The sequence below is a fragment of the Sphingobacterium sp. BIGb0116 genome, from assembly GCF_024808035.1.
Classification (GTDB): Bacteria; Bacteroidota; Bacteroidia; order Sphingobacteriales; family Sphingobacteriaceae; genus Sphingobacterium; species Sphingobacterium paramultivorum.
This window is the reverse complement of sequence record NZ_JANUDT010000003.1, coordinates 75,504-90,033: the sequence shown is the minus strand read 5'-3', so window position 1 is coordinate 90,033 and position 14,530 is coordinate 75,504. Positions and strand designations below refer to the sequence as shown.

Here is a 14,530-nt window from a genome sequence, read left to right as displayed (position 1 = left end):
CTATAAAATACGTTATTTAAAAAAATCCGAACCGATCTCCTCTAATAAATATCGGTTCGGGACCTATTAACTGATTATTCTGCTTTGGCTTCATCTGCTACGGCATCCTCCCAATTATCCCAGACGGGAGTAGCGGGATTATAACCGTCGTAGCCATAATTTTGCTTTAGTTGCCCTTTAATATTGGAGGTAATCGCAACATTGGGAATTGGCCAGTACATGTTCTTTTTATCCATCGTGTATTTGATATCGCTTAGCCCGGTGGCGTTGACATGAATGACACCTTTGTTGTAGAGGCTATGATGCATGATGCGCTGGTACCAGTAACTTCCGCCACTCGCATCTGTACCGCTTTGTTTATCGAAATTGTCCAGATTGTACGCATTTCCCCATTCATCCGGTTTACCACTACGTGCCAGGCAGAGCGACACCCGTTTCAATTCCACATTGCGCCATTCTTCCCAATAAAGTTCACGAGCCCTTTCATTCATAATATCTCCAATACTGACCGCGCCCTGGTAGAGCTCGGTACATTTTGCACGCTGGCGGACAGCATTTAAATCATCTTTTATCGTCCCATCGGCCGGATTGATATAATATTTCGCTTCGGCGCGCAAAAGGTAAGCCTCCGCCAAGCGATAGAGGTACCAATCGGCGATTCCCCCATTGGTAGCACCCCGTGAACCGTCTGAACCGCTGATATTGGTTTCACTTACAGGATCATCCAGGAAAAATTTATAATGCGGCACATCGTACCAGCGGCGAATGGTATCGCTGCAAAGGAGTTTGCCCGTTGCGGGATCTTTCAGTGTGACTGGTTTTCCAAAATCTTTGGAAGCCTTATTGTTTACTTTGTAATCTTCCATCCGTACCCAGTTACCCATCTTTGAACTGTGGCGCAGGTCGCCATCATCCAGCTTGCCATTGACAGACCATACGCCCTGCGTTTGGAATGATGTAGGACGGAAAGTCGCAATCCCGCGGCCAAAGGCACGCATATAGTCATATTTTGCATTGTAATCCCCACTGTTCCGCTTGATGTTCAACAAGGCCTGTTTACCATCCGTTGTCTGTATCCGGCTGTCAAAGACAAAAGGATATAAGATCCGCATGGTCAGCATTTTTACAAAAGACTCTGCATCAGCACCGCGGTTGGGCATCCCCATGATCACCTCGCGGTTGCTGGCAATCAGTTTGTTTTCGGGGCGGTGCATATCCCAGATGACGTTACGTGTAATGGGCCAGGTCTGTGCCTCGCCTCCATCGTTAAAGGTCCCGAAGCTTTCGGTCATCAGTGCATAGCCCGACTGATCAATCAGGATATCCGTCTGCTCTTTGGCTTTCTGATACTCCCCTATGGCCAGGTAACATTTTGCCAAAAGCATGCGGCAGGCACCTTTATTGATCAGGCCGATCAGGCTCATATTTTTCTGATCAGGCACCCATTGTACTGCAAACTCCATATCCTTGGTAATCATCTGCAGAATGGCATCACGCTTGGTGCTCCGGTAATTTTGTTTGGGCACGTCGATGATGGTCGTTACCAAAGGCACGTCGCCGTATTCAAAGACCAAAGCCATATAACGGAAAGCCCGATGGAAATAAGCGCGGCCTTTGTAGGCATTCCTATCCTGCTCGCTCAAGGTCTGTACCTGGTCTACATATTTGATAATGGTATTGGCATAACTGATCCCCTTGTAGGTTTCGTCCCACAGATACCAGAGGCTGTTGGAGCGGTCGAGGTTCTGATGCGTAGCGTTGTCACTTGTCGGGGTCAGCATATTGGCCACATCCGCCATCATGCTGCGTTTGTCGGTATTGCTAGCCACCATCAGTTCGGAAAAGATATACTCCGTGCCTAGCGTCAGCATCTCGTTATGATCTGTAGCCCAATACCCCTTGAGGTGGCGGTCGCAGATGGCCATGGCCGAAAGCAGGCCCGATTCGGTGTTAAAAGTTTCGTTGGGGATATAGATTGACAGTGGATCGGGCTGCAGAAATTCCTTCGAGCAACTGCTTATCGCTAGCGTACCGGCAAGCAAAAAGGCGATGCCTCTGCCTGCGGATTTGGATTTTTTTAGTGTATTGTTCATGTACATTACAATTAATCAGGTTATAAAGATAAACTCACTCCGAAGGTAAAGACCCTTGAAGCCCAGGACCCCGTCTCCGGATCGCCATATTCCCAATCTTTGGTCCAGGTAGCTACATTGCGCACCGTACCATACAGCTTCAGCCGGTTGAGGTTATACCTGGAAGTCAGAGCAGTTGGAAGCGTATAGCCCACTGAGATATTGTCAAGCCGGATAAACGAACGGTCGTACAACCGTTGCGCCCCTTCTGCTCCGATGGGTCCCTTGCCCTCGATACGGCCATAACGGTCCGTTGGGTTCTCCGGCGTCCAGTATTCCTTTGCCGGTAGATTGGTCAGACCATAAGCCATGCGCCCGCCATCATCGTCGTTATTCAGGTAGTTGCCCGACAAGCTTTTGTGCCCCATGTATGAATAAATATTAAATGAAAAGCTGAGGTCCTTCCAGAGGGTAAACTCGTTGCGCATCGACCAGCGGAAACGCGGATCCGTCTGCCCCAGAAAGACCTTATCGTTATTATTATACACAGGCTTTCTGCTGTCCCCATTCACGGCATCGTCTGCCGTATACACATTGGCCACTTTCGGGTCACCAGGAGCCTGTCCATATTTAGCGGCTTCGGCAGCTTCATTGGCCTGCCAGACGCCTGTAACCTGGTAATTCCAGATTGCGCCGATGGGCTGCCCGATAAACCAGCCGTTCGAGATCTCGTCCATTTCTTTGCGGCCGACCACATTTCCATCGGCATCCAGCACATCCTGGTAGTTCTTATAGAGATGTACAATCTGATTCTTATTGTACGAAAAACTGAAGGTAGTAGACCATTGGAGATTTTCCTTTTTCAAGTTGATGGTATTTAAGGTCAATTCAATCCCCTTGTTGTCCACTTGCCCCAGGTTGGTGGTGATGCTGCTGAATCCTGTAAAATTGGGAAGCTTCTGCTCCATGATCATGTCGTGGGTCTGCATCAGGTAGTATTCAAGGGTACCCGAAATGCGATTTTTTAGGAATCCAAAGTCCAGTCCAAAATTCCAAGCCGTGGTTTTTTCCCATTGTAGGTTCGGGTTGGCCAGGCGGTCTACCATTAGGTAGCGGTATTGGACCAGTTCACCTGCCGAGTTGAGGTAGCCATGCATCTTGCCGCTGCCCGAATACAGGTTGGCGAGCGCCAGATTGGGGTCTGCCAGCTGCCGGTTCCCATTTTTACCGTAGGAAACACGCAGCTTACCATAATCCATTACATCGGTCCATTTGAAGAATTTCTCTTTGGTAAAATTCCAGGCCAGGGCCACAGAAGGGAAAGTCGCGTACGGATTGGAGGTACCGAAAGCCGAATAGCCATCGCGCCGGATCGAGGTCGTGAGCATATAGCGGTCATCGTAGGAATAAAATAAACGGGCCAGCAAGGCATCCGCCGTTTGGTGCGTATCGTAGCTGTCGAAGCTGCTATTTTCCTTTGATCCATTTTTGGTATTATGAAAGCCCAGGGCATCCGAAGGCAAAATATTGCGCGCTTCAATGCGATCCCTCCAGGACTGCTGTTCCTCCGCCTCCTGTACCAATGTTACCATTAGGCGGTGCTTATCCGCAAAGCGCTGTTCCCAGCTGATGGTGTTGTTGAGCGACCAGTCAAAACGTTTGGTCTGCTCGCGGTTTGCACCGCGATCGGCCGGATTAGAACCCGGCAGCTCGGCCGACATAAAATAACGGTCGTGGAAATACTGCAGGCGCGGCGAGGCATTAAAGGAATAGGTAATGTTAAAGGGCAGCTTGACTTTCGCATTAAAAATAGAATTGAAGACCGAATAACCTTTGTCAAGCTCCAGGTATTTCTTCTGAAAATCATAATTATAACCCCGCTGACTGAACTGCTCACTGAGTGGATATTGTAAAGGATTGCCACTGGCATCGGCATAATCCGCGTAAGGGCTATTGCGCAATGTCTGGTCGATATCGATGTCGATATTACCGTCTGAGCGATCCTGAAAATTCACATTGGCGCCCAATTCCAGCCAGTTGGTCACATGCGCATTGATCTTCATATTTGCCCGCACAGCCTTGTAAGTATCGCTGACAACGGTTCCCTCATTTTTCAGGTAGCCCATGGACAGGTAGTAATTGACGCGGTCGCTCGCACCGCTGATGCTCGCGTTGTAATCCTGGTTAAAGCCCGTTCGGAAGGTATGATCGCCCCAGTCGACCGTTTTCCCATCCAAAAAGTTCTGCAGGGCATTTCCCTGTAGACCCAAGCGGCGGCCCCAGATACTTCGGTCGGACTCCCCGTTCTCGTTGGTCGACTGCGCGCGCCAGTCATCCAGCGATAATAACGAAGGCAGCTGCCCTGGATTGAAGTAAAAACCGTAAGGCACAGTAAGGTTGCCGTTATCGTCCCGCGTTTGGTAAGCCTCATATAGACCCGTTGTCGGATTGATACCGTAGGTATTTTTGGTGTACCAGTCCTCGCGGTGCTGCAGGTAAGCTTCGGGGCTGAATCTTTTGCGGTATTCGCTCAATTGTGTTGCGCCGGCGTTCATGGTCATATTGATCGTCGGCTTTCCCTGCTTCCCCTTTTTTGTGCTGATGATAATCACACCACTAGCTGCTTTCGAGCCATAAACAGCGGCAGCCGAAGCATCTTTTAGCACATCGATCTGCTCGATATCATCCGGATTGATTTCAGAAAGCTCGCCGTAAAAAATCATGCCATCGAGCACCAACAAGGGGTTGTTGTGCCCGCTGTTGCTATCGTAGACCGAGCGTTTACCCCGTACTTCGATGGAGCCGCCCCCTTTTGCTGAGGCATCATAACCGATATTCAGTCCTGCCGATCCGCGGAGGATATCCTGTACGGTTTTGGGGTTTTCATTGGCTATGCGGTCTGGATGGATCTGCATCACTGAGCCTGTCAGATCCTTTTTGCGCATGGTACCATAGCCTACTACAACCACTTCGTCCAGCTCATCGGCCGACGAACTGAGGACCACATTGACGACCTTGGATGGTGTAAGATCGACTTCCTGGCTCTTGTAGCCCAAAAGTTTAAACACCATTTTTTTTGCACCAAGAGGCACAGAAATGGTATAAGTACCATCAGCTTTTGAGGCTGTGCTAACCTTGCTGCCCAACACGCTCACTGTCACGGAGGCCAAAGGCTGCCCATTTCCATCCGATATTTTACCTGTGATTTCGCGGTTCTGTACTGTCTCCTCTATCGTCGACACAAGGGGTACATTGGCTTTTAATGCAGCAGCAGGACTAGCCAGAGCGACCAGACAGAGCAGGCAGGAACAGGGTATCCATTTGCCCGTTCCAAAGCTGTAAAAGCTATTTTGTTTTAGATTACAATTGTTTCTCATAAAGAAATGTTCACTATGGGTGATTTAGTATTTTTATAATTGGCTTCCTTTGATAAAGGAATTTTAACTGTAAAAGTGAATATTAGCAATTAGAAAAACAGAACTAGATTGTATCAAAAAAGTACTATTTTGTCTCAATAACACGATTTTCGATATAAAAAAGATGCAAGAGTACAGGGAGGTGATCGAAATTAGGCGAGCATTCCTAAAAATCATCAGCAGGTGAAATTTAACTACAACGTTTTCGTAATTTAACTATAACGTTTTCGTATTTTTTATATTACAGAAATGCCTCATCTTTAGCGAACGATATATAGCGGATCAAAAGGTCTAACTTACACCTATACCAGCGTTACCGATCCTACGGAATTTTTGTCCGAAATTGTCCGCTTTTGAACAAAGACCGTTCGAGTTCGAACAAGCAATTCATTAAAAAAAACCTTAGCACCTTATTTTCAGCACTTTAATTTATTGGCAAATGAATTGGTAAACGTTAATCTATAACGACTTACCATGCTTGCGAATTATTTTAAAATAGCCTTTCGTCATCTATTAAAGAATAAAGGTTTTACAGCGATCAACATTGTAGGATTAGCTTCTGGAATGACAGCTGCCATATTGATCATGCTATGGGTAAAAAGCGAATTCAGCTTTGACCGTTTTTATGCTGACACCGATCAGATCTATGCCGTAGGGATGAAAGATGTATGGGAAGGCGAAACCGTCGAACACTTTTATACGCCTAAGCCAATGGCTGCGGCTTTAAAAACTGACTTTCCTGAAATACATACAATCACAAGAGTGGATAAGGGCACCGGATTTCTATTAACCCATCAAGAAACAAAACTTGCAAAAGAACAAGGTGTTTTCGTCGATAGCACATTCTTAAAAGTGTTTGATTACAAGGTTATAGCAGGCAATCCCCTCGAGGCATTAAAAAATCCCAACCAAATCGTTCTCACAAAATCTTTGGCTGAAAGATTATTTGGGCATTCCGCCCCCATCAATCAGACCATCCGATTAGACAGCTCCCAAATTTCAATAGTTTCTGCGATTATTGAGGACCTACCAGATAATTCTTTTATGAAAGGAAGCACTTATCTCGTACCGTGGACATTAATGGAGAAAATAGGCTATTCAGACGATTATTGGGGAAATAATTCCATTCATACCTACATAAAGCTGCATAAAGATGTCAATGTCGATCAATTTGAGACTAATATAAAATATTTCTTACGAAAGCATACGGACACAAAAGTTGCCAATTTTATTCAACCTATCGGCGATAAATGGCTTTACAGCAACTTTACTGAGCAGGGAAAGCCGAGCTCGCAACGAATTGGCATGGTAAGATCATTTATCGCCATTGCCTGTTTTATTCTTATTATTGCCTGCATTAATTTCATAAATTTAAGCACGGCCCAGAGCGAAAAAAGGGCGAAGGAAGTAGGTGTCAGAAAAGTCGTCGGTGCAAATAAAAAGCTATTGGTCGGGCAGTTCCTGACTGAATCCTTTGTGATTTCATGCATTTCGGGCCTCTTGTCTCTGTTGATTACAATGATAGCGCTCCCCTACTTTAATGAACTGGTGTCAAGAAAGCTATCTATTCAATTTAACGATCTTCTTTTCTGGGCAATGTTTGCAGGATTTATTTTAGTGGCCGGAATTCTTTCTGGGAGCTATCCAGCGTTTTATCTGTCTTCCTTCTTACCGACGAAAGTACTGAAAGGTAAAAATCTGCATGTTCAACAGAAATTTAATCCTCGGAAAGTCCTCGTCATTTCCCAATTTTGTATTGCTATCATCCTGATCATAACAACATTATCCATTCATCGACAAATCAGATACGCTCAAAATAGAGAAATCGGCTATAACAAGGAAAGGTTGGTCGGTATTATCGATCAGGGAGAAATCAGCAAAAATAGATTACTCATCAAGAATAAATTACTGTCCTCCGGTATTGCCTCACAGATTTCAAGGACTTCTTCCCCACTTACGGAAAACAGGAGCAACAACTACATGGACTGGGATGGCAAACCCCAAGATAATAATACCATCTTCGCCAGAATGGGTGCCGATGAAAATTTGGTCAACACGGCAGAACTGCAGTTAGTTGCAGGGCGGGATTTTGATTTGGCTAAATTTCCAACTGATTCTGCTGCGATGATTATTAATGAATCCGCCGCCAAGGTATTTAATTTTGACGACCCGATCGGTAAAACAGTTGTCGATGGCAGGGATTGGCATATCGTCGGAGTCGTGAAGGATTTTATTCAGGAATCGCCTTTCAGTCCTATTACTCCAATGGTCATTCAGGGCGCTTATGCTGGTACTCAGGTTACGAACATACGCATAAACGATCATATGAATACCTCAGAAGCACTTGCGGCAATGGAGAAGATTTTTAAAGAATATAATCCCGATTATCCTTTTGAATATTCCTTTGTAGACAGCAAGTACGCCGAAAAATTTAAAGATTTTCAACAATTGGGAGCACTTTCGAGCCTCTTTGCCCTATTGACAATTTTAATTTCATGCCTTGGCTTATTTGGCCTGATAGCCTATATGGCCGAGAACAGGACTAAGGAAATCGGTATCCATAAAGTACTGGGAGCCTCTACTTTTAAGATCATGAGAATGCTGTCTCAAGATTTTGTGTTGTTAGTCCTATTATCATGCCTAGTCGCATTTCCGATAGCCTATTATATCGCCGATGACATGCTGAGCGCATATACTTATCGTATTGAAATCACCTGGGATATCTTCATTGCAGCTGGTACGGGAACGCTAACATTAGCGTTACTCACGATCAGCTATCACGCGATCAAAGCAGCCCTGATCAACCCGGTTGTCAGTCTGAGGGACGAGTAAACTTTCGAATGCACTGTTTGCAGACCACATTAACGATGACCCAAAAACGCTGATTTGTTTTTTATTCAATAAGGTAGTCATACAACTACCTTATTGCTATGTGAGAGAATTAGACTAAATTTTTAAACGTTGCGTGATCGGTCACCGTAAATTCTTGTTGGCATTGCTACTGATAAACATTTCATTTTTCTCTTCCGAGATAATTTCAAGAAAGCGTTCATAATGTTTCAATACATCACTAATTAATTCATTTTTTGTAAAGTACTGGACATCATAGCCCTCCCTTGCATCGCCAAAGTATGATTTTGGAAAAAAGGTTTTCTTGTCGTCCAGGTCAGGTAGATTCTCTTCTTCGACTACATAATCGGATACAACTTTAAACTGGTTCTTTACCCCGTATATAAAATTGTTAATCACGTCGTGGCGGATTTCAATCTGTATCCGACTGGGCGTATCCAACTGCTGAATTTTTGCTTCAATACCATTTTGCTTAAATTCGGCCTGCAGCTCCTCAAAAGCCACCTTCACGGTATCCAGCATAAAATCATCAACAGACTGGCGGCTTTTGAATGAGACAATCTGCTGCAGACGATCTTTCCAAAATTCACCCGACCAGGGTACGGTACTCACTGAAAAATCACGTTCATAATAACTTCGGTCTATGGTCAATGCTTTGACCAGGCTGACACAAAAAAGTAGCATGATGATTGAAAAGGGCAATGCTGTAATGAGCGTCATGGTTTGTAAAGCCTGCAATCCCCCTGTATTCAACAACATCAGCGCCAAGATGGCCAGCAGAGCACCCCAGAATATCATTTGCCATTTTGGCGATTTCTCAGCGTTTTTGCTTGCAATATTATTCATCACATATATTCCCGAATCTGCGGAAGTCACAAAAAAGATAATAATAATCAGGATAACCAGGTAGCTGACCAATTCTGATAAAGGCAGGTATTCCAAAAAGCGGAACATCAAGGCGTCAGGATTATCAGCTAGGGCGCTCAATGCACCTTTGGCAAGATTGACGTCAAACCAGATGGCACTATTACCGAAGACCGACATCCAAATAAAATTAAATAAGGTTGGAATGATAAGAACTGCAGCAATAAATTCACGAATTGTCCGCCCCTTGGATATCTTCGCAATAAATAGCCCGACATAAGGTGACCATGATATCCACCAGGCCCAGTAGAGTATCGTCCAATTATAAAACCAGGGTAATGTAGCTTCGTCATACACATGCGTATCAAAAGTCAAGCTAAAGAAATTGTTTACATAATTACCGATTCCTTCTGTAAAACTTCCTATCAGATAAACCGTAGGCCCCAGAAAAAGAACAAACAACAAAAGGACCACTACCGTTATGATGTTGATATTACTTAAGAGCTTGACCCCTTTATCCACACCCGAAGTAGCCGATAAGATAGCTAACAGCGTCAAGACGCCCACAATAATGATCTGGTAGGTAAAGTTATTCTCCGGCACCAGTCCCAAAGTTTGCAAGCCGGCATTTACCTGCACCACACCAAAACCCAGTGTTGTGGTGATCCCGAAGAAGGTACTACAAAGCGCAAATACGTCGATTGCATTTCCCCACTTTCCATTGATCTTATTTTTCAACAAAGGATAGAAGCAACTTCTAAGCGAAAGCGGCAGCCGATAACGGTAAGCAAAATACGAAAGGGCCAGTCCCACAACACCATAAATTGCCCAAGCATGGATACCCCAGTGAAAAAAGGTATACAGCTGCGCATTTTTCGCTCGATTGATATAATGATTCCCCGCAAAAGCTTCTGTCGAAAAGTGCTGCATCGGCTCTGCGACACTGAAATACATCAGACCGATCCCCATTCCCGCGGCAAACAACATAGAGATCCACGAAAAGAAAGAATACTCGGGCTTACTGTCGTTACTTCCAAGCGTGATGTTACCAAATTTACTAAACATCAGGTAAACGAGGAATATGACAAAAAGCGTAACAGCCCAGACGTAAACCCAATTGAGATTGATAAATATAAATTGTTTGACAACATCTAAAATGCTGACAGCCAAAGTCGGAAAAAACACCGACAGCAGGCAAACTCCTATGATAAAGAGCAGGCTGGGAATAACGATTCCTTTATTAAATGTCGATTTTGACAAGATCACTTTGCTAATTTTTGTTTACAATACGGTCTTCATCTAAAGACCAGTTCTTATTTAATATTATGAATTGCTGCGAATATGTATATCGCGTTGTGGAAATGGAATTTCAATACCGGCTTGGTCCAGAGCCTCTTTACAGTTGATGATCAATTGCTCCTGCATGGTCCAGAAGTTTTCGTTTGAAGTCGTCGCACGCACCGACAAATTGATCGCACTATCTCCCAGTTCAGTAACAACCACCTGCGGTGCTGGTTCCTTGAACGCATATTCATTACTTCGAACCACATCCAGAAGAATTTCTTTGGCCTGCTTTAAGTCAGCATTATAGGCGACACCGATATCAAACCAAGTACGACGTGTCCCCAACTGGGTGTAATTGGTAATACTGCTATTCGACAAGACACCATTGGGAACAACGACCTGCTGATTCTGTGGTGTATTTAGTTTGGTATTGAAAATATCAATTTCGGTGACTGTACCCGAAACATTTGAACTGGACGTAATATAATCCCCTACCCGGAAAGGTTTCAATAACAAGATCAGTATTCCACCGGCAAAATTGGATAAAGATCCCTGCAGGGCCAAACCTATGGCCAAACCTGCCGCACCAATAATAGCGACAAATGCGGATGTCTGCACACCGAGTTGTGTCACGACAACAATAAACAAGAGTATATTTAAGATCCAGCTAATTAGGTTACTTAAAAAGCGCTGCAAGGAAATATCCATTTGTCGCCGCTCGAATGCCTTGTCGATCATTCGCTTGACCAATCGAATGATCCATGATCCAATTAAATATATCAGTAAAGCTGAGATTACGGCAGTAATAATACGTGGCGCCCAGGCGATTGCAGAGGATATAAAATTATTCCAATGCTCCTGTACGTCATTCATTTCTAAATTGTTCATAGTGCTCTTATTTTATTAAAAATGTAAGGAAGAAGGCATAATATAGCAAAATATTGATATAATTGCAGATGACAACCCTATTAATTATATTTTCAACAAGTAACCTAGCCCGATTGTTTCCAAAAAAATCCAAATTCATAAGCCAAATTTTTATAAACGGAAAACTGTAGCCGTTAGGCCACCCAGTGATAAATAAACCCGCTATAGGCACCTTTACAGCGATGGTTAAAAAACCACTTTTCAAAAGACAGTATTGAAATTATGCGTAGATAGATGCGGAAAGATTTCCAGTAAAAAAACGTGTTGTATGACTATAAAAGAGCGTCTATAGATAGTTATTATAGCCTCCTAAAAATAGATAAACAAAATCTATTCAATAATTCAGCAAGCCCTGCCTGGATTTCCCTACTTTTAGGCGGCCTATGAATTCAATTATACAACATGGACGTAATAATCAATAAAATTTATGATATCATCTGGAGCGACGCTCTGGTGTACCTTTGCCTGCTAACGGGTATTTACTTCACCGTACGCTTCCGCTGCCCTCAGCTGATGCAGATACGGGAAATGATCCGTCTGCTTTTTAATGGTAGCAGTTCGGACAAAGGTATTTCCTCCTTTCAAGCCTTTTCGCTTGCCATTTCAGGTCGCGTAGGTACCGGTAATATTGCCGGTGTTGCTACTGCTATCGCCATGGGCGGGCCGGGCGCTATTTTTTGGATGTGGGTAATTGCGTTTTTAGGCAGCGCGTCGGCTATTGTCGAAGCTACCCTTGGTCAGATGTACAAAGAGGTAAACGATGGCGAATACCGCGGCGGACCTGCATTCTATATCCTGAAAGGATTACGGTCCAAGACTTTTGCCTGGACCTTTGCGATCGTGACGATCATCAGTACCGGATTTTTATTGCCCGGTGTGCAGAGCAACAGTATCAGCGCAGCGGTCGAGTCCGCTTTCCATGTGTCGCCGAGTATCACCGGATTGGCTATTGCCGGGCTATTGGCTATTATTATTATTGGTGGAGTAAAGCGGATCAGCACCGTTGCCGAATATGTTGTACCGTTTATGGCGGGCGCCTATATTCTCATGGCTCTAGTTATTATTGCCCTCAACTTCACAGAGATCCCTGGCGTTATCGCCCTGATAGTAAAATCTGCCTTGAACATGGAAGCTACTTTTGGCGCAATTGCCGGCATGGCAATTTCGTGGGGTGTTAAACGGGGTATCTATAGCAACGAGGCCGGACAGGGCACAGCACCACATGCGGCGGCAGCAGCCGAGGTATCCCATCCGATCAAGCAAGGCCTGGTCCAAGGATTTTCGGTTTACGTCGATACCATGTTTGTGTGCACCGCAACAGCTTTGATGATTCTCTTTACAGGGCAATATAATGTTGAAAATCCAGCCGGAGGATTTCTTGTCCAACACCTTCCGGCGACGGAAATGGGGCCCGCCTTTACCCAACAGGCAGTCTCGCATCATTTCCCCAGCATTGGAAATGCTTTCGTCGCGTTGGCACTAGCCTTTTTTGCCTTCACGACTATTATGGCTTATTATTATATCGCCGAAACCAACATCAGCTTTGTTAGCCGAAAAAAACAACATAAAACCGTGCTTATCTGGATTCTGCGGCTGCTTATATTAGTATCCACCTATGTCGGATGTATCAGTACAGCCAAATCTGCCTGGACCCTGGGCGACATTGGTGTTGGTCTCATGGCTTGGCTCAACCTGATTGCAATACTCCTGCTTCACAAAAAAGTTGTCGCCATTTATGCAGACTATCGCGAGCAGCAGAGGTCCAAGAAAGACCCTGTATTCTACAATTCCAAATTTCAATTTCCGAACATGGACCTATGGTCCAAAAAGAACACGCAACACGATGAGCCAATTGATTAATCTTACCGTATTCAAAAATTTTTTCAAATCAAGTAACGCTGGCGGCATTTTATTATTTATCTGCGTCATTTTATCCCTCATTGTCGCCAATACCGCAGCTGGTCCTGGGCTGCAATCATTTTTGGATACACCCGTTGGTTTCGATTCTGACACCGTACATTTAAAATATAGCACACTGCTTTGGATCAATGATGGATTAATGGCTATCTTTTTTCTGCTCGTGGGACTGGAGATCAAGCGTGAGATCGTGGAAGGGGAACTCTCCTCGCCCAAACAAGCATCGCTCCCGATCCTCTGCGCTATAGGTGGAGCCATTGTTCCGGCGCTCATCTTTTTAAGCTTCAATTCAGGGCAGGCCACAGCAGGTGGCTGGGGTATACCCATGGCGACAGATATCGCCTTTGCATTGGCCGTAATCGGTATGCTGGGAAATCGCATTCCAGCAAGTTTAAAGGTATTTTTGGCCGCTTTGGCTATCGTGGACGATCTGATCGCCATTTTGGTGATTGCTTTTTTCTATTCTTCAGGTATTGAAACCACCTACTTACTGTATGCAGGTATCGGTATGGTTATTCTGTTTGTCATGAACCGCATGAATATACAGAACCCCTATCTGTATCTGATACCAGGTGTATTTATCTGGTATTTTATTCATCATTCGGGTATACATGCTACTATCGCTGGTGTGATGGTAGCCATGACCATCCCGACCAATGATACAGACCTTGAGTCGCCCTTAGAACGTCTGGAGCATGCGCTTGTCAAGCCTGTCAATTTTTTGATTATACCCTTATTTGCATTTGCCAATACCAATATCAGCATTGAAAGCGAGATGCTTACAGGATTGGTCGCGCCGATGGGGCTAGGTATTAGCCTTGGCTTACTACTAGGCAAGCCATTGGGTATCTTAATCATGACTTTTGTCTGCTCTAAACTGGGGATTAGTAGTCTCCCCGAAGGAAGCTCATTCAAACATATCCTGGGTGTAGGCTTATTGGCTGGAATTGGCTTTACGATGTCTATATTTATTTCCATCCTGTCCTTCAGCGACGCGCTGCATATCAATGAAGCGAAGTTATCGATTCTGCTTACCTCCCTGCTGGCGGGAATTTTAGGTTATATGGTATTGTCAGTGTTCGGCAAAAAAAGTCGTGTATAAGCCTGTTTATGTAACAATACGTTAGTATTAATACCTACTATAAGACGATACAAATTATTTGCTTGCAATAATGACTATATTGGCGCACGCTACTTCAT

The 14,530-nt window shown here is 44.5% G+C and carries 7 protein-coding genes; 3 read left to right on the top strand and 4 right to left on the bottom strand.

Annotated features, from left to right (window positions below; translation table 11 throughout):
- Window positions 1-74: 74 nt before the first annotated feature.
- Window positions 75-2,093, bottom strand: a complete 2,019-nt coding sequence (locus M2419_RS09235; RefSeq protein ID WP_153847763.1) for a RagB/SusD family nutrient uptake outer membrane protein — start codon at window positions 2,091-2,093, stop codon at window positions 75-77.
- A 20-nt stretch (window positions 2,094-2,113) separates the two neighbouring features.
- Entirely contained in the window at window positions 2,114-5,449 is a 3,336-nt protein-coding gene (locus M2419_RS09230; protein ID WP_153847764.1) for a SusC/RagA family TonB-linked outer membrane protein, read from the bottom strand.
- 513 nt (window positions 5,450-5,962) lie between these two features.
- Here M2419_RS09230 and M2419_RS09225 point away from each other — a divergent pair.
- Complete coding sequence (locus M2419_RS09225) at window positions 5,963-8,320, top strand: ABC transporter permease (RefSeq protein ID WP_153847765.1); 2,358 nt, start codon at window positions 5,963-5,965, stop codon at window positions 8,318-8,320.
- A gap of 141 nt (window positions 8,321-8,461) precedes the next feature.
- Here M2419_RS09225 and M2419_RS09220 read toward each other — a convergent pair whose 3' ends face one another.
- Together M2419_RS09220 and M2419_RS09215 are read right to left on the bottom strand one after the other, a co-directional pair.
- Complete coding sequence (locus M2419_RS09220) at window positions 8,462-10,468, bottom strand: BCCT family transporter (RefSeq protein ID WP_259254850.1); 2,007 nt, start codon at window positions 10,466-10,468, stop codon at window positions 8,462-8,464.
- A gap of 57 nt (window positions 10,469-10,525) precedes the next feature.
- Window positions 10,526-11,374, bottom strand: coding sequence for a mechanosensitive ion channel family protein (locus M2419_RS09215; protein WP_153847767.1), 849 nt, complete (start codon window positions 11,372-11,374; stop codon window positions 10,526-10,528).
- 441 nt (window positions 11,375-11,815) lie between these two features.
- On the opposite strand from M2419_RS09215, the gene M2419_RS09210 reads away from it, so the two are divergent.
- Window positions 11,816-13,273: a sodium:alanine symporter family protein gene (locus M2419_RS09210; protein ID WP_259254849.1), complete on the top strand. Its 1,458-nt coding sequence runs from the start codon at window positions 11,816-11,818 to the stop codon at window positions 13,271-13,273.
- On the top strand, window positions 13,257-14,432 hold the full coding sequence (gene nhaA / locus M2419_RS09205; protein ID WP_153847769.1) for a Na+/H+ antiporter NhaA: 1,176 nt from the start codon (window positions 13,257-13,259) through the stop codon (window positions 14,430-14,432). The genes M2419_RS09210 and nhaA overlap by 17 nt, the downstream gene beginning before the upstream one ends.
- The last annotated feature ends 98 nt before the right edge of the window (window positions 14,433-14,530 follow it).